Source organism: Sphingomonas sp. 35-24ZXX (assembly GCF_000786215.1).
Lineage (GTDB): Bacteria > Pseudomonadota > Alphaproteobacteria > Sphingomonadales > Sphingomonadaceae > Blastomonas.
Genome location: NZ_JROG01000003.1, coordinates 797,795 through 813,969, shown reverse-complemented (window position 1 = coordinate 813,969; position 16,175 = coordinate 797,795). Strand labels below are relative to the sequence as shown.

The window sequence follows — 16,175 nt, the reverse complement described above, 5'->3', positions numbered from 1 at the left end:
GCAACCTGCAGGAAGACAGACTTGCCGGCGTCAGGCCGCCTTGCTGTCGTCGCCTTCCTTCGCGGCGCCTTCGACCACCGAAAGCTTCGGCGTGCCGTTGATCGAGATTTTCTTCGGCTTCATCGCCTCGGGGATCTCGCGGACCAGATCGATCGTCAGCAGACCGTCTTCCAGACCGGCATCGCTCACCCGCACGAAGTCGGCCAGCTCGAAGCGGCGCTCGAAGTTGCGGTTGGCGATGCCCATGTGCAGGAAGTTGCCGCGCGATTCGGTCTCGGCGGCCTTGCGGCCCGATACGACCAGCAGGTTCTGCTGGGCGGTGATGTCGAGCTCATCGGCCTTGAATCCGGCGACCGCGATGGTCACGCGATAGGCGTCGTCGCTGCTGCGTTCGATGTTGAAGGGCGGGTAGTTATCGCCTTGCGCAGCCCGGGCCTGATTCTCCAGCAGGTCGAACAGCCGGTCGAAGCCAACGGTGGTGCGGCGATAGGGGGTAAAGTCGAAACGGTTCATCTTCAAAATCCTTTATATAAGCGATTTCATAGGTTTGAAGCCCACAGCTGTGGCGCTTCGGTAACGGTGAACCACCCGTTTGGCGTGGCTCACATCGCAAATTTAGGATATCGCGACGCGGTTTCAAGATGGAAATTTATGGCAGCCTGAGGCGCGATGTCGACGCGTGCGATGGACGAAAAAAGAGCGTCCGGCCCCCAAGACCCGGACGCTCTTTATCAGGTCCAGTTCGCGCGCTGATGACGTGTCCGTCTCGCTCGCAACTGATGGACCCTGGTAACCGCCGCTTTCCCCAAACCGGCGGAAACTATCCCCGAACCCATGGCCGTAGCCGCTTGATCCGCAGTGTCATGATTCCGTAATGCGGCCTCCGACGCTAGGGTGTTTCGCGGCTTAGCGTCATTTTTGATCCTTTCTGTGTTGAAAATGCAACAGGCGAGGGAACCCTATCGGCCATTGTCAGTTAACCTTGCGCTGGTTAGAGCGTGAGGCTGCACGCACATGCTGAACCCCCAGCCTTTGCCACCCGAAAGGTCCGGTCCTCTCTCCATGCTGTCCACTTTTGAATGGACGATCGCCAAACGCTATCTGCTGCCGGGGCGCGGAGAGGCGTTCATCTTTCTCGTCGCGGGCATCAGCCTGATCGCGGTGATGCTGGGTGTGGCGGCACTCGTCATCGTCATGAGCGTGATGAACGGCTTTCGCGCCGAGCTGCTCGACAAGATTGTCGGGTTGAACGGCCATGCGGTGGTGCAGGGCTATGGCGGGAGGCTGAAGAACTGGCAGGAAATCCTTGCCGAAACGCGCAAGATGGATGGCGTCGTCGACGCATCGCCGCTGATCGAGCAGCCCTTGCTGGTCAATTACGAAGGCCGGGTCGAGGCGATCCTGGTGCGCGGCACCGATGCCCCCGATATCGCCGAACTCAAGAGCAAGACGGTGCTGGGTACGGTCAGCGCGCTCAAGGCCGGTGCCTCCAGGGTCGCGATTGGATCGCGGCTGGCGCAGAACCTGGGCGTGCGCATCGGCGACAGCATCACGATCATCAATCCCGCAGGCCGATCGACCCCGTTCGGCACGGTGCCGCGCGAAATCCTCTACGAGGTCGCGGCGATCGTCGAGATCGGGGTGTATGATTACGACAAGGCGTTCGTCATCATGCCGATCCGCGATGCACAGCTGCTGCTGCTGCTGGGCGATCAGGTGGGCATGATCGAGGTCACCACGCGCGATGCCGATCAGGTCCGCCAGATCCTCGCGCCGCTCGAGGAGCGGTTGCGCGGTCAGGCGATCGTCTCGGACTGGCGCACGATCAACGCGTCGCTGTTCGAGGCGCTGGCCGTCGAGCGTGTAGCAATGTTCATCGTGCTGTCGATCATCATTCTGGTCGCCGTGTTCAACATCCTGTCGTCGCTGATCATGCTGGTGCGCGCCAAGACCCGCGACATCGCGATCCTGCGCACGATGGGGGCGAGCCGCAAGTCGCTGCTCAAGATCTTCATCACCGTCGGGCTGATCATCGGCTCGCTGGGCACATTGGCGGGACTGGGGCTGGGGTTTGTGTTCCTCTATTTCCGGCAAAGCATCGTCCTGTTCGTGCAGATGGTGACGGGGCAGGAACTGTGGGACCCCTCGATCCGCTTCCTGACCGAACTGCCCAGCCGCACCGACCCGTTCGAGGTGCTGGGCATTGCGGCGATGGCAATGATCTTCAGCTTCCTGGCGACGCTCTATCCGGCGCTCAAGGCGTCCTCGACCGATCCGGTACAGGTGCTGCGCTATGAGTGATGCCGTCATCCTGCTCACTGATGTCCGCCGCAGCTTTGCGCAGGGCGGCGTGACCATTGATGTCCTCAAGGGCGTCGATCTGGCGATCCAGCCTGGCGAGATCGTCGGGCTGCTGGGCCCGTCCGGTTCGGGCAAGTCGACGATGCTGCAGGCCGTCGGTCTGCTTGAAGGCGGATTTACCGGGTCGATCCGGATCGCGGGCCAAGAAGCCTCGCGGCTCAACAGCAACGGCCGCACCCTGCTGCGCAAGACGGCGCTGGGGTTCATCTATCAGTTCCACCACCTGCTGCCCGATTTCACCGCGCGCGAAAATGTCGTGCTGCCGCAGTTGATCATGGGACAGTCGCGCGAGGCGGCATCCGACCGCGCGGCAGAACTGCTGTCGCGGCTGGGCCTGGGTCAGCGGCTCGACCATCGCCCGACGCAGCTGTCGGGGGGTGAGCAGCAGCGCGTCGCCGTGGCGCGTGCGCTCGCCAACCGTCCCAAGGTCGTTCTGGCCGACGAACCGACCGGAAATCTGGACGAGGCGACCGCCGACATAGTGTTCCAGGAGTTCCTTCATCTTGTAAGGGAAGAGGGCAGCGCGGCATTGGTGGCCACCCATAACGAAAGACTGGCCTCACGCATGGACCGGGTTGTCCGCCTGCACGATGGAAGGATCGCATGAACGTTTACGAATTCACGATGCCGCTGCCCGATGGCAGCTCCAAGCCGCTTTCCGACTACGAAGGGCAGGTGCTTCTGATCGTCAACACCGCGTCGAAATGTGGCTTCACCCCTCAATATGAAGGGCTGGAGGCGCTGCACCGTGCGTATCAGGACAAGGGCTTCGAGGTGCTGGGCTTCCCCTGCAACCAGTTCGGCGCGCAGGAGCCGGGCGACGCCGAAGAGATCAAGAATTTCTGCTCGCTGACCTATGACGTCACCTTCCCGCTGTCGAAGAAGATCGCGGTCAACGGTGAGGAAGCCGATCCGCTGTGGAAGTACCTCAAGAGCCAGCAGGCCGGCCTGATGGGCAGCCGCGCGATCAAGTGGAACTTCACCAAGTTCCTCGTCGACCGCAAGGGTACGGTCGTGGCGCGCTACGGATCGATGGTGAAGCCCGAGCAGCTCAAGGCGGATATCGAAAAGCTGCTGTAACGTCGCTCGGCGTTCCAGCGAAATTTGGTCGTTCTCTCGCTTTTGCCAGAGAACGGCTATGAGGATGCGGGCGATTTGCCCCGTCAGCGGGATACAAGCACATGATCGAAGCCATCAGCACCTGGGCGAATGAACTGGGGGCGCAATATGGCGTCAATCCCTGGATCTTCGCATCGATCTATGTCGGCGCAATCCCGCTGTTTCTGGCCAGCATCGCCTGGCTGGTGCGCAATGCCCGCGCGGGCAAGCCGACGCTGCTGCCGGTGATGTGTGCAGGCGCGTGTTTCGTTTCGGCCTATGGCTATCTCGCGGTGGTCGGCAAGGATATCCCGCTGTGGGTCTGGTTCTTCCTCGGCGCGCTGATCCTGTACGGCATCTGGTCGACCGTGCGCGACGTCCGGCGCAAGATCGCGGCGCAGGATTTATCCACGGGAGAGTGATCGCGCTTCCCAGAATCGCGGCACTGGCGATAGGGTTTTGGCATGGCTTTTGAACCCTTTGTTCCGCTGCGTGTCTTTTCGGCCTACACCATGCTGGAAGGCGCGATCGAGCCCAAGGCGATAGCCAAGACCGCGCACGCGCGCGGCTTTCCCGCGATCGCGCTGGCCGATCGCAACGGGCTTTATGCGGGCATGCAGTTTGCCGATGGCTGTTTCGATACCGGCATCCAGCCGGTCATCGGCACATTGCTGTGCGTCGCCCGGCCCGATGTGTCAGGCTCCGCGCCCGTGCTCGACTGGCTGGCGCTCTATGCGCAGAACGCCAAGGGCTATGACAATCTGTGCGATCTGGTGTCGCACGCGCATCTCGATCGGCCGCTGGAGTTGCCTGCGCATGTTCCCTTGGACCGGCTGGAGGGCCGCACCGAAGGCGTGATCGCGCTGACCGCCGGCGGCGAAGGCGCGCTGGTGCGGCTGCTGGCGGCAGGGCAGAGCGATGCGGCGCAGAGCTATTGCGACCGGCTGCAGTCGCTTTTCGAAGGCCGCTTGTACATCGAGCTGTGCCGTCGGGGCGAGGAGATCGAGACGCTGGCAGAGACCGCGCTGCTCGACCTTGCCTATGCGCGCGATCTGCCTTTGGTTGCCACCAACCCCGCCTGCTATTCCGACCCCGGCTTCCATCCCGCGCACGATGCGATGCTGTGCATTGCGCGCGGCGAATATGTGAGCGCAGCCAATCGCGAACGCAGCTCGCCCGAGGCGTGGATCAAGTCTGCGCCGATGATGCGCGAATTGTTCAGCGATCTGCCCGAGGCGCTGGCCAATACCCTGGTGGTGGCGCAGCGCTGCGCCTTCGCCCCGCCCAAGCGCAAGCCGATCCTGCCCAGCCTGGCAGGCGACCTCGAAGGCGAGGCAGCGCAATTGCGCGCCGACGCGTTCGCGGGGCTCGAGATGCGGCTGTCGACTTATGCCGACCAGAGCGAGGAAGAGCGCAAGGCCTATTTCGAGCGGCTGGAGTTCGAGGTCAACGTCATCGTCGGCATGGGCTTTCCCGGCTATTTCCTGATCGTGGCCGATTTCATCAAATGGGCCAAGGATCACAACATTCCGGTGGGGCCGGGGCGTGGATCGGGCGCGGGTTCGGTCGTTGCCTGGGCGCTGACGATCACCGATCTCGATCCGATCAAGCTGGGGCTGCTGTTCGAACGCTTCCTCAACCCCGAACGCGTGTCGATGCCCGACTTCGATATCGACTTCTGCGAAACGCGGCGCGGCGAGGTGATCCGCTATGTGCAGGCCAAATATGGCCGCGACCATGTCGCGCAGATCATCACCTTCGGTAAGCTGAAGGCGCGCGCGGTGCTGCGCGATACGGGCCGCGTGCTGCAGATGGGCTATGGCCGCATCGACGGGCTGTGCAAGCTTGTTCCCAACCATCCGACCGACCCGTGGAAGCTCGACCGTGCGCTGGCCGGGGTCGACGAATTGCGCCAGCAGTATCGCGATGATGCCGAGGTCAAGCGCCTGTTCGACCTCGCGATGCAGCTCGAAGGCCTGCCGCGCCACAGTTCCACCCATGCCGCTGGCGTCGTCATAGGTGACAGGCCGCTGGCGCAGCTGGTGCCGCTCTATCGCGATCCGCGATCGGACATGCCGGTGACCCAGTTCGACATGAAATATGTCGAGACGGCGGGCCTGGTGAAGTTCGACTTTCTCGGCCTGAAGACGCTGTCGGTGCTGCACAAGGCGACCGAGATGCTGGCCAAGCGCGGCGTGCACGTGGATCTCAGCACTCTGCCGTGGGACGATGCAGGCGTGTACGAGCTGCTCAAGCGCGGTGACACCGTCGGCGTGTTCCAGCTGGAATCCGAAGGCATGCGCCGCACGCTGGCGCAGGTGAAGCCGACCGCGTTCGGCGACATCATCGCGCTGGTCTCTCTCTACCGCCCGGGTCCGATGGACAACATCCCGAGCTTCGGCGCGCGCAAGAACGGGCGCGAGACGATCACCTATCCGCACCCCTTGCTCGAGGATATCCTGAAAGAGACCTACGGCATCATCGTCTATCAGGAACAGGTGATGCAGGCCGCGCAGGTGCTGGCCGGCTATTCGCTGGGCGATGCCGACCTTCTGCGCCGCGCGATGGGCAAGAAGATCAAGGCCGAGATGGATCAGCAGCGCGGCCGGTTCGTCGAAGGCGCGGGCCGCAACAACATCGATGCCAAGAAAGCCAACGAGCTGTTCGACTTGATCGACAAGTTCGCAGGCTATGGCTTCAACAAGAGCCATGCGGCGGCCTATGCGCTGCTTGCCTACCAGACCGCCTGGGTGAAGGCCCACTATCCGCACGAATTCTACGCCGCCTCGATGTGCTTCGACATGGCGCAGAGCGAGAAGCTCAACATCTTCGTTGATGACATGCGGCGGATGGGCGTTGCCTGCCTTCCGCCATGCATCAACGCCAGCGAGGCCGAGTTCTCGGTCGAGGAAAACGCCGATGGCCTGGCCGTGCGCTATGCGCTGGCGGGGCTCAAGAATGTCGGCGAGAAGGCGATGGAGGGCGTTGTCGCGACGCGGCAGGTGGGCGGGCCCTTCACATCGCTCGGCGATTTTGCCGATCGCATCGATTCCGGCCAGGTCAACAAGCGCCAGATCGAAAGTCTCGCGGCGGCCGGCGCGTTCGACGGGCTGGGGCTGGAGCGCTCGGCGGTGCACGGCGGTGCCGACATGGTGCTGGCGGTCGCAGCCGAAGCGCATCGCCAGCGCAGCAGCGGGCAGGGCGGGCTGTTCGGCGATGTCCAGCAGCCGGGCCAGTCTTTGCGGCTGCCGGCGTCCAAGCCCTGGGCGACGGGCGAGGCGATGACCTACGAGCGCGATGCGTTCGGCTTCTTCTTCTCCGCGCATCCGGTGACCGAGTTCACCGCGGTAGCGCGGGCGCAGGGCGCGCGGCCCTATCAGCAGATCGTCGAGACGCTCGACGTGCGCGTTGGCGAGCGCAAGACGGTCAAGGTCGCGGCGCTCGTCGAAGGCTGCAACCGGCGCCAGAGCAAGCGCGGCAGCACCTTCGTGATGGTCGACCTTTCCGATGAGAGCGGCCAGTTTTCGGCCAGCTCGTTCGATGACGATGTCGTGGCTGCCATGCCCGAATGGGCCAGCCAGTCGGCCTGCCTGCTGATCGAGCTGGAGTTCGACCGGTCGAGCGAGGACCAGGCCCCGCGCGCCACCATCCGCCGCGCCAGGCCGCTCGATCAGATCAAGATCACGCTGCGCCACAAGGCCAAGATCGATGTCCACCATCCCGATGCCCTGGTGCGGCTCGCCGAGCTGGTGGGCCAGCCCGGGAGCGGACAGGACGAAGTGCATGCGCGGCTGCTGCTGGGCGGTGGCCGGGTGATGCCGGTGTGCCTGGGCAACCGGTTCCGGCTGGATGCCGATGCGCTGCAGGCGTTGCGCGCGATCGAGGGCCTGTCGGTGCGCGATATCGAATCGCTGACAGCATCTCGCCCGGAACTGCGCCTCGTCGGTTGACTTGGGGGCCGCTTCGGGGTTTCTGATCCATGTTAAACCGGCCCCGCTGAAGGGCCCTGGGTCAGGAGAGAATGATGATCATTGGCGGAATGCAGGACTTTGAACTTCGCGTGATGCGGCTGCTCGATCATGCCGAACGCGAAAGCGCCAACCGCGAGATCGTCAGCCGCTGGGCCGATGGCAGCCAGACCCGCACCACATGGGCGGGCATCGCGCGCGATGCGCGGCGGCTGGCCAGCGCACTCGTCAAGCTCGGTCTGCAACCGGGCGACCGTGTCGCGACGCTGGCGATGAACCACAGCCGCCATCTGGTCACCTGGTACGGTGCGATCGGCATGGGCGGGGTCATCCACACCATCAACCCGCGGCTGTTCGAAGAGCAGCTCGAGTACATTGCCAACCACGCCGAGGACAAGGTGCTGTGCTATGACGCAGCGTTCCAGCCGATCATCGACAAGATGAAGGACCGCTGGACCACGATCGAGCATTATGTCTGCTTCGATCCGCCGGCAGGGTCGGCCGCACAAGGCTTCGAGGCGCTGCTGGAAACGGGCGATGCGGATTACCGCTGGCACGAGGGGCCGGAGCGCGATCCGTGCATGCTGTGCTATACCTCTGGCACCACAGGCAATCCCAAGGGCGTGCTGTACGAGCATCGCTCGACCGTCATCCACGCGCTGGCCGAGATGCAGCCTGCGGTGTTCAGCCTGTCGCCACAATCGGTAGCGCTGCCGGTGGTGCCGATGTTCCATGCCGCCGCCTGGGGCCTGCCGTTTGCCGGCGCAGCGGCGGGGATCAAGTTCGTGTTCTCGGCCGTCAACGATCCCGCCGTGCTGTGCAGCCTGATGAACGACGAGAAGGTCACGCACTCTGCGGGCGTTCCGACGGTGTGGCTGGCGATGTTCCAGCATATCGACAGCACCGGCCAGAAGCCCGAGCATCTGCAGGTGGTCACCATCGGCGGCTCGGCCGCGCCGCGCGCGATGTGCGAGCGGATCATGAAGATGGGGGCGCGGATGAACCACGCCTGGGGCATGACCGAGACCTCACCGATCGGCACGATGGGCGCGCCGTCACCCGATTGGGACGATCTCGATTTCGACGCCCAGCTCGATCTGGTGACCAAGCAGGGCCGCGCGCCCTTCGGTGTCGAGCTGCGGGTGGTCGATGACGAGGGCAACATCCAGCCACGCGACGGCAAGTCGAGCGGTCGCCTCCAGATCAAGGGCCCCTGGATTATCAAGCGCTACTTCAAGGCAGAGGCCGACGCGCTGACCGAGGATGGCTGGTTCGACACCGGTGACGTTTCGGTCATCCACCCCGATGGCGTCATGCAGATCACCGACCGCGCCAAGGACGTCATCAAGTCGGGCGGCGAGTGGATCAGCTCGGTCGATCTGGAAAATGCCGCCGTCGGCATGGCCGATGTCGCCGAAGCCGCCGCGATTGGCCTGCCGCACCCCAAATGGGACGAGCGCCCGCTGCTGCTGGTGGTGCCCAAGGCGGGGACGAACCCGACCAAGGAGGCGATCCTCGATCACCTCACGCAGCATGTCGCCAAATGGTGGCTGCCCGACGACATCGTGTTCGTCGACGAACTGCCGCACAGCGCCACCGGCAAGCTGCTCAAGACCGCGCTGCGCGACCAGTTCAAGGACCACGTGCTGCCGACGGTGTAGTATTGGAGAAAGTCCTCCCTCAGCTTGCTGGGGGAGGGGGACCGCCCGCGCAGCGGGGGGTGGAGGGGCTAACATCACGCCTCTCCCTTGATGGGAGAGGCTGCGAGACTTGGTGGCTTTGCAGCTCGTCGCAGCGGTGAAGGTGATGGTGCGGCCAGGTCGGGCCGGTTCGTTTGCGCGGCCTTGCGCAAGCCGGAGAGGCCACCCCCACCCAACCCTCCCCCATCGAGGGGGAGGGCTTTTTTGGCCGTGATCAGAAGCTGAACTTGGCCGAGATGCGGAAATCGCGGCCGCCGAGCGGGGCGAAATCCTTGGTGAAGCTGGCAGCGCGGCGGCCGACGACGTCGAAGATGTTGTTGGCCGATGCGATCAGCGTCACGCCGCGCGACGCGCCGAACGGCTTCCACGAGGCGCTGGCGTTGACCAGCGTGAAGCCTGCGGTTTCGGTCTCGAAATTGGCGTTGCGCTGCTGGTCGTCGAACCATTCGACCTCTGCTCGCAGGTCGAGCGTGTCGCTCTGCGCCTCCAGGCCGCCCAGCAGCCGCAGCGGCGGGATCCGGGGGACGGGGCCCAGGCCGTCGAGCGAGGCGTGGACATAATCGGCCACGCCATCCGCGCTGAAGCGGAAACCGCCTGCACGCGCGAAGATCACCGAAGCTTCGGCTTCGATGCCGTAATATTTGGCGTCGTTCTGGATGAACTGGAAGATCGGCAGATCGTCTTCCTCGAGCCCGGTGGGCACATCGATGATGAAGTCGTCGAAGCGGTTGTAGAAGCCGGTGAGCGACAGGTTCACGTCCGGGGTCGACCAGCGGATGTACGCCTCGCCACCCCAGCTCTTCTCGGTGGTGAAATCGGGGTTGCCGATCTCGAATGCCTGGGTTGCGATGTGCGGTCCGTTCGAGAACAGCTCTTCGGCGGCCGGCGCGCGCTGGGCGCGGTTGAGGTTGACGCCGATGCGCAGCTGGTCGGTCGGGATATAGGCCAGGCCCAGGGCGAACGAATAGGAGTTGAAGTCGCGCTCGACCCCCAGCACCTGCGACTTCACATTGACCTTGTCATAGCGCGCCGCGCCTTCGAGCTCGAAGCTGCCGCTGCGAACTTCCTGCAGGGTGAAGATGCCGACCTGATCGGTGGTGTTCGGCGGGACGAAGGCTTCGGCGCCGATTGCGCTGAAATCGCGGTGGACGTACTGCACGCCGCTTGCGCCGCGCCAGCCGCCACGCTCGCGCTGGACCAGTTCCATGCGCGCTTCCAGGCCCTCGTTGGTGAACACGGTGCCGACCTCGTTGCCCTCGAATTCGGTCTGCTTGAAATCGGCATAAGCCGCGCGCAGGCGCAGGGTCTCGAAGAAGCCCGGCAGGAAGACCTCGCCGCGGAAATCGACCTTGATCTGGTCGAGCCCGATGGTGACCGGGCCTTCCTCTTCCTCGCCGCCGGCTTCCTCTTCGCCTTCCTCGCCATGGTGATGTCCGGCGCCGGGCCGTTCGGGGACGCCATAGAGGCTGTTGTAATAGCTGCCCGAGACACCGAAGCTGCCGCCTTCGCCGATATAGGCAAGGCCGCCGCCGAAGCTGTAGGTTTCGGTTCCGGTATTGGGGATGCGCCCGCGCAGACCGGCCAGCTCCTCGGCCTCTTCGGCTTCCTCGATATTGCCTTCGGCGCGCTCTTCAGCGGCTTCCTCCAGCTGCTCGGCACGCAGGCCGGGCGAGAGCACGAAGCCGCCCACTTCCAGATCGTCCGACTTGCGATAGCTGCCGTCGAGATGCAGCACCAGCTTGGAGGTCAGCGGCACGTCCAGGCTGGCGCCGATGCTGCGCTCATCTGCAGCGCTGCCATAAGTGGCAAGCGCGTCGAGGTGAAACGGCTCTTCGGGAACTTCGCGCGGGATGCGCTTGTCGATTGCGTTGACCGCGCCGCCCACGGCTTGGCCGCCGAACAGCAGCACGGCAGGGCCGCGGAGCACCTCGACACGGTCGAGGATAATCGGCTCCACGGTCACGCCATGGTCGGGCGAGGTGTTCGACACGTCGATGGTGCCGATGCCGTCGGTCAGCACGCGGATGCGCTCACCCTGGAAGCCGCGCAGCACCGGCCGCGAGGCGCCGGGCGAGAAGCTGGTGGCCGAAACGCCCGGCAGCTTGGTCAGCGCATCGCCGATCTGCGAGCGCGCCTCGCGCGACAGATCGTCGCCGGACAATTCGGAGGTGCCCGCCAGGATGCTGAGATCGCGCACGAACGGCGCGGTGACGATGATGCCGGGGTTGCGATGAAAGTCATCGTCCTCTTCGGTGGCGGGCGCTTCGCTGCCCTGCGCCCGCTGCGCCAGCGCGGGGGTCGCAGCGAGCAGGGCGGTGCCGAGCGAGAGGGACGACGTGACGAGAAGAAGCGTGCGACGCATTTTTTATGGCTCCCTGGGGCGTTTCGTGACTGGATTGGCTGCCGCTGTCCGGCAGTCCTGCCGCCTGGCCTGTTTGCGCTGAAAGGAACGCGGGCGGCCAGATCAGGCATTGCGCTGGGGCGGCTACCATTGGTGTGATGTTATATCAACATCAATCTGACCAGCGACAGACACTTTGCGACGGGTTGCTACCCGCGGGTGCGTGCGGCACATAAGGCAGCCAACATGGCCGCAAGGGCCGGATACGCGCGCGAGGACCTGATCGATGAGTACCGAAACCCGCCCCGACACCCAGGCAGAACCTCTGATTGCTCCGCCGGTGGATGCGCAGACCTGGTGCACACCGGTGCAATATGCCGAGCTTTATGCCGCGTCGCTGCGCGATCCCGATGGCTTCTGGGCGCTGCAGGCCGACCGGATCGACTGGATGGCCAAGCCGACTCACATCGACCGGTCGAGCTTCGATCCGGTGCGCATCCGCTGGTACGACGATGGCGAGTTGAACCTCTGCTACAACTGCGTCGATCGCCATGTGCTGGCAGGGCATGGCGATGATGCCGCCTTGGTGTGGGAGGGCGATGCCCCCGGCGATGTCCGCTCGCTGAGCTATTCCGCTTTGCACGACGAGGTTCAGCGCTTTGCCAATGCGTTGAAGGCGCTGGGCGTGACCCGGGGCGACCGGGTGACGATCTATATGCCGATGGTGCTCGAAGGCGCGATCGCGATGCTTGCCTGCGCGCGGATCGGCGCGGTGCATTCGGTGGTGTTCGGCGGCTTTTCGCCCGAGGCGCTGGCCGGACGGATCGAGGATTGCGCCAGCCGCTTCGTCGTCACCGCCGATGCCGGAATGCGCGGTGGCAAGACCGTGCCGCTCAAGGCCAATGTCGATGCCGCGCTGGAACAGCATGGCATCAGCGTCGATGCCGTGCTGGTGGTGCGCCACAGCGGCGGCGACATCCCCATGACCAAGGGCCGCGACCATTGGTATCACGCGCTTGCGGCCACCGTGCCTGCGCGCTGTCCGTGCGAGCCGATGGGCGCGGAAGACCCGCTGTTCATCCTTTATACCTCAGGCTCGACCGGCAAGCCCAAGGGCGTGCTGCACACCACCGGCGGCTATGCCGTGTGGGTCGCGACGACCTTCCATTATGCCTTCGATTACCGCCCGGGCGAGGTCTATTGGTGCACCGCCGATATTGGCTGGGTCACCGGGCACAGCTATTCAGTCTATGGACCGCTGCTCAACCGCGCGACCAGCCTGCTGTTCGAAGGCGTGCCCAACTACCCGGACCACAGCCGCTTCTGGGACATGTGCGAGCGGCACGGGGTCAATATCTTCTACACCGCCCCCACTGCGATCCGCGCGCTGATGCGCGAGGGGGAAGCGCCGGTGGCCCGGCATGATCTGTCGGCGCTGAGGCTGATCGGATCGGTGGGCGAACCGATCAACCCCGAGGCGTGGCGCTGGTACCACCGCGTCGTCGGCAAGGAGCAGGTCCCGGTGATCGACACCTGGTGGCAGACCGAGACCGGCGGCATCATGATCACCACCTTGCCATGCGCGCATGCGATGCGCCCGGGCAGCGCCGGCATGCCGTTCTTCGGGATCGAGCCTGAGCTGGTCGATGCCGATGGCAATATCCTGGACGGCGCGACCGAGGGCAATCTGTGCATCGCGCGCTCCTGGCCCGGCCAGGCGCGCACCGTCTATGGCGATCACGACCGGTTCGTGCAGACCTATTTCAGCACCTACAAGGGCAAGTATTTCACCGGCGATGGCTGCAAGCGCGACGAGGACGGCTATTACCGCATCACCGGCCGTGTCGACGATGTCATCAACGTTTCGGGCCACCGGATGGGCACCGCCGAGGTCGAGAGCGCCTTGGTGCTGCACCCGCGTGTCGCCGAAGCGGCGGTCGTGGGCTTCCCGCACGACATCAAGGGGCAGGGCATCTATTGCTATGTCACGCTCAACGTCGGCGAAAGCGCGGACGACGCGCTGGCGGGCGAGCTCAAGGCGCTGGTGCGCAAGGAGATCGGCCCGATCGCCACGCCCGACCATCTCCATTTCACGCCGGCGCTGCCCAAGACCCGCAGCGGAAAAATCATGCGCCGCATCCTGCGCAAGATCGCCGAAAATGACGTCGGGGCCTTGGGCGATACCAGCACATTGGCCGATCCATCGGTGGTCGATGCGCTGATCGAGGGGCGCAAGTCGGTCTGAAACTGCTGGTCAAGCATTTGAAGTTTTGACATATTGCGGCATCGGCTTGGCTATAGTGTCGTTCGATTTCTGCGGACACGCAGCTTTACCCGAGAGTTTTCTCCGCATGTTGCATACTCTTCAGGCGACCTTGGTCGTCGCTGGCCTTTTTGGCCTTGTTGCCGCGCCTTTCGTCGGCGTGATGCTGATCCTGCTGGCGATGGGTGCATCGTCGGGACTGATCATTGGTCTGGGCTTCCTGGCGCTGCTGGTCAGCGGGACCTGGGCGGTATCCAGGCGCGGTCAGGCGTTTCTGGGCCAGCGTCTGCGCCGGGCAACGCAGCGCCGTTGACGCGGCTCAGGGCTGCAGGCCGATCAGCGCAATCGGCCACGCGGCCAGCGCCAGCAAGCTGCCCAGTGGAAAGCGGGTCGCGCTGTCGATGGCGCGTCCGCGCCGCTGCATGACCAACGCTGCGGCAAGCCCCAGCCCGCTGGCGGTCATCAGCACCAACGGCAGCATGTGCCAGCCCAGCCACAATCCGATCGCGCCCAGCAGCAGTGGGTCGCCCCCGCCGAGCCCGTCGCGTCCGCGCAGCCGACGATAGCCGAACGCAACGATCCACAGCAGGCCGAACCCCGCGCCCGCGCCGATCAGCCGGCTGGTCATGTCGGGTTGAAGGCCTGCGCTCAGGCTCGCCAGCCCGCCCAGTGCGAGCGCCGCAGTGAGGGGATGTGGTAGCCAGTAATGCCTGAAATCGAGCACCGCCAGCGGCAGCAGCAGCCAGCCGAAGGCGGCAATGGCAACGCCTGGCCAGCCCGGATGCAGCGCCAGCGCCAGCGCGCCGATCAGCGCGGCGATGATCTCGATCAAAAGTCCCTGCAGGCCGATCGGTTGCCCGCACAGGCCGCATCGTCCGCGCAGCGCAATGTGCGAGAGGATCGGCACCAGCTGCCAGGGCTTGAGCGTACCTCCGCACGAATCGCAGCGCGACCGCCCGGTCAGCACCGATTGCCCCTGCGGCCAGCGCACCACCAGCGCGCCGATGAAGCTGCCGAAGATCGCTCCTGCGATGGCGGCGGCCAGAGGGCCGAGCAGGGGATGGTGCAGCAGCGGCGCAAACATCGCGGTGCAAGCCTTGTGCAGGGGGTGGTGGAGCGTCCGTCGCGCCATAGCGGCGCGGGGCCCAGGGTGGAAAGCGGTTTTGCCGGATTTGAATTGCGGTTCGTGCTGTTCTAGGGAGAGGGCCACACGCGAACCTCGTCAAAGGATTGATCGTCATGACCGCATTTTCCGCCGCCGATCCCGTCGTCATCGTTTCCTACGCCCGCACCCCGATGGGCAGCTTCCAGGGCAGCCTGTCCGGCGCCAGCGCCACCGATCTGGGCGCAACAGCGGTCAAGGCAGCGGTCGAGCGGGCCGGCGTGTCGGGCGATGCGGTCGAGCGCATCTATATGGGCTGCGTGCTGCCAGCGGGTCTGGGCCAGGCCCCGGCGCGCCAAGCGGCGCTGAAGGCGGGTCTGCCGCAGTCGGTCGAGGCGACCACGGTCAACAAGATGTGCGGCAGCGGCATGCAAGCCACCATCATGGGCGCAGAAGCGCTCGCATCGGGATCGGTCGACCTGCTGGTCGCAGGCGGCATGGAAAGCATGACCAATGCTCCCTATCTGCTGACCAAGCATCGCGGCGGTGCGCGCATCGGCCATGACCGGGTGATGGACCATATGTTCCTCGACGGCCTGGAAGACGCCTATGAGCCGGGCCGTGCGATGGGCAGCTTTGCCGAGGAGACCGCCGGCGAATATCAGTTCACGCGCGAAGCGCAGGACGATTATGCCATCGCCTCGCTCACCCGCGCGCAGCATGCCCAGACCTCGGGCGCGTTCGACCGCGAGATCGTCACCGTCGAAATCACCGGCCGCAAGGGCACCGAGACCATCGACAAGGACGAACAGCCGCTCAAGGGCGATGCATCGAAGATCCCCAGCCTCAGGCCCGCATTCGCCAAGGACGGCACGATCACTGCAGCCAACGCGTCATCGATTTCCGATGGTGCGGCGGCGCTCGTTCTGACCCGCCAGAGCGTAGCGGACAAAATGGGCCTCAAGCCGGTCGCGCGGATCGTCTCGCATGCCGCCCACGCGCATGCACCCGCGCGCTTCACCACCGCGCCGGTCGATGCCAGCCGCAAGGCGATGGAAAAGGCCGGATGGAGCGTCGATGACGTGGATCTGTTCGAGGTCAACGAGGCGTTTGCCTGCGTTTCGATGATCGCCATGCGCGACCTCGGCATCCCGCACGACAAGGTCAACGTCCACGGCGGTGCGACTGCGCTGGGCCATCCGATCGGTGCCAGCGGCGCGCGCATCATCGCAACGCTGATCTCGGCGCTGCAGACCCGTGGCGGCAAGCGCGGCCTGGCCTCGCTGTGCATCGGCGGCGGCGAAGCCACGGCAGTCGCGGTCGAGCTGATCTGATCGCGCAA

At 64.8% G+C, this 16,175-nt stretch carries 12 protein-coding genes; 9 read left to right on the top strand and 3 right to left on the bottom strand.

Going from position 1 to position 16,175, the window contains the following annotated elements:
- Nucleotides 1–30 precede the first annotated feature (30 nt).
- Nucleotides 31–513, bottom strand: a complete 483-nt coding sequence (locus LI72_RS06495; RefSeq protein WP_033924946.1) for an Hsp20 family protein — start codon at nucleotides 511–513, stop codon at nucleotides 31–33.
- 549 nt (nucleotides 514–1,062) lie between these two features.
- Here LI72_RS06495 and LI72_RS06490 point away from each other — a divergent pair.
- From LI72_RS06490 to LI72_RS06465, 6 genes are all read left to right on the top strand, one after another.
- Nucleotides 1,063–2,301 (top strand): lipoprotein-releasing ABC transporter permease subunit, encoded by a 1,239-nt coding sequence (locus LI72_RS06490; protein WP_033924945.1) that lies wholly within the window; start codon nucleotides 1,063–1,065, stop codon nucleotides 2,299–2,301.
- A complete protein-coding gene (locus LI72_RS06485; protein ID WP_033924944.1) occupies nucleotides 2,294–2,968 on the top strand; it encodes an ABC transporter ATP-binding protein in 675 nt (224 codons plus the stop codon). The genes LI72_RS06490 and LI72_RS06485 overlap by 8 nt, the downstream gene beginning before the upstream one ends.
- Nucleotides 2,965–3,441, top strand: a complete 477-nt coding sequence (locus LI72_RS06480; RefSeq protein WP_033924943.1) for a glutathione peroxidase — start codon at nucleotides 2,965–2,967, stop codon at nucleotides 3,439–3,441. The genes LI72_RS06485 and LI72_RS06480 overlap by 4 nt, the downstream gene beginning before the upstream one ends.
- Nucleotides 3,442–3,542: 101 nt before the next feature.
- Entirely contained in the window at nucleotides 3,543–3,881 is a 339-nt protein-coding gene (locus LI72_RS06475; protein WP_033924942.1) for a hypothetical protein, read from the top strand.
- A gap of 42 nt (nucleotides 3,882–3,923) precedes the next feature.
- Nucleotides 3,924–7,409 carry a DNA polymerase III subunit alpha gene (dnaE, locus tag LI72_RS06470; protein WP_033924941.1) on the top strand — a complete coding sequence of 1,162 codons (3,486 nt, stop codon included), beginning with the start codon at nucleotides 3,924–3,926 and terminating at the stop codon, nucleotides 7,407–7,409.
- A 71-nt stretch (nucleotides 7,410–7,480) separates the two neighbouring features.
- Entirely contained in the window at nucleotides 7,481–9,088 is a 1,608-nt protein-coding gene (locus LI72_RS06465; RefSeq protein WP_156139501.1) for a long-chain fatty acid--CoA ligase, read from the top strand.
- A gap of 253 nt (nucleotides 9,089–9,341) precedes the next feature.
- Here LI72_RS06465 and LI72_RS06460 read toward each other — a convergent pair whose 3' ends face one another.
- Nucleotides 9,342–11,489, bottom strand: coding sequence for a TonB-dependent receptor (locus LI72_RS06460; RefSeq protein ID WP_033924939.1), 2,148 nt, complete (start codon nucleotides 11,487–11,489; stop codon nucleotides 9,342–9,344).
- A gap of 265 nt (nucleotides 11,490–11,754) precedes the next feature.
- On the opposite strand from LI72_RS06460, the gene acs reads away from it, so the two are divergent.
- Both acs and LI72_RS06450 read left to right on the top strand, forming a co-directional pair.
- The gene (acs, locus tag LI72_RS06455) at nucleotides 11,755–13,713 is read left to right on the top strand and encodes an acetate--CoA ligase (protein ID WP_033924938.1); all 1,959 of its coding nucleotides are present in this window, start codon (nucleotides 11,755–11,757) and stop codon (nucleotides 13,711–13,713) included.
- Between the two features lie 106 nt (nucleotides 13,714–13,819).
- The gene (locus LI72_RS06450) at nucleotides 13,820–14,044 is read left to right on the top strand and encodes a hypothetical protein (RefSeq protein WP_033924937.1); all 225 of its coding nucleotides are present in this window, start codon (nucleotides 13,820–13,822) and stop codon (nucleotides 14,042–14,044) included.
- A gap of 6 nt (nucleotides 14,045–14,050) precedes the next feature.
- Here LI72_RS06450 and LI72_RS06445 read toward each other — a convergent pair whose 3' ends face one another.
- The gene (locus LI72_RS06445) at nucleotides 14,051–14,815 is read right to left on the bottom strand and encodes a prepilin peptidase (RefSeq protein ID WP_052129556.1); all 765 of its coding nucleotides are present in this window, start codon (nucleotides 14,813–14,815) and stop codon (nucleotides 14,051–14,053) included.
- Nucleotides 14,816–14,970: 155 nt separating this feature from the next.
- On the opposite strand from LI72_RS06445, the gene LI72_RS06440 reads away from it, so the two are divergent.
- Complete coding sequence (locus tag LI72_RS06440) at nucleotides 14,971–16,167, top strand: acetyl-CoA C-acyltransferase (RefSeq protein WP_033924936.1); 1,197 nt, start codon at nucleotides 14,971–14,973, stop codon at nucleotides 16,165–16,167.
- Nucleotides 16,168–16,175 lie beyond the last annotated feature (8 nt).

What these genes read in the sequence shown, in the direction of transcription:
- LI72_RS06495 (WP_033924946.1), bottom strand. Translation starts at nt 513, where the DNA reads ATGAACCGTTTCGACTTTACCCCCTATCGCCGCACCACCGTTGGCTTC.
- LI72_RS06490 (WP_033924945.1), top strand. Translation starts at nt 1,063, where the DNA reads ATGCTGTCCACTTTTGAATGGACGATCGCCAAACGCTATCTGCTGCCG.
- LI72_RS06485 (WP_033924944.1), top strand. Translation starts at nt 2,294, where the DNA reads ATGAGTGATGCCGTCATCCTGCTCACTGATGTCCGCCGCAGCTTTGCG.
- LI72_RS06480 (WP_033924943.1), top strand. Translation starts at nt 2,965, where the DNA reads ATGAACGTTTACGAATTCACGATGCCGCTGCCCGATGGCAGCTCCAAG.
- LI72_RS06475 (WP_033924942.1), top strand. Translation starts at nt 3,543, where the DNA reads ATGATCGAAGCCATCAGCACCTGGGCGAATGAACTGGGGGCGCAATAT.
- dnaE (WP_033924941.1), top strand. Translation starts at nt 3,924, where the DNA reads ATGGCTTTTGAACCCTTTGTTCCGCTGCGTGTCTTTTCGGCCTACACC.
- LI72_RS06465 (WP_156139501.1), top strand. Translation starts at nt 7,481, where the DNA reads ATGATGATCATTGGCGGAATGCAGGACTTTGAACTTCGCGTGATGCGG.
- LI72_RS06460 (WP_033924939.1), bottom strand. Translation starts at nt 11,489, where the DNA reads ATGCGTCGCACGCTTCTTCTCGTCACGTCGTCCCTCTCGCTCGGCACC.
- acs (WP_033924938.1), top strand. Translation starts at nt 11,755, where the DNA reads ATGAGTACCGAAACCCGCCCCGACACCCAGGCAGAACCTCTGATTGCT.
- LI72_RS06450 (WP_033924937.1), top strand. Translation starts at nt 13,820, where the DNA reads ATGTTGCATACTCTTCAGGCGACCTTGGTCGTCGCTGGCCTTTTTGGC.
- LI72_RS06445 (WP_052129556.1), bottom strand. Translation starts at nt 14,815, where the DNA reads ATGTTTGCGCCGCTGCTGCACCATCCCCTGCTCGGCCCTCTGGCCGCC.
- LI72_RS06440 (WP_033924936.1), top strand. Translation starts at nt 14,971, where the DNA reads ATGACCGCATTTTCCGCCGCCGATCCCGTCGTCATCGTTTCCTACGCC.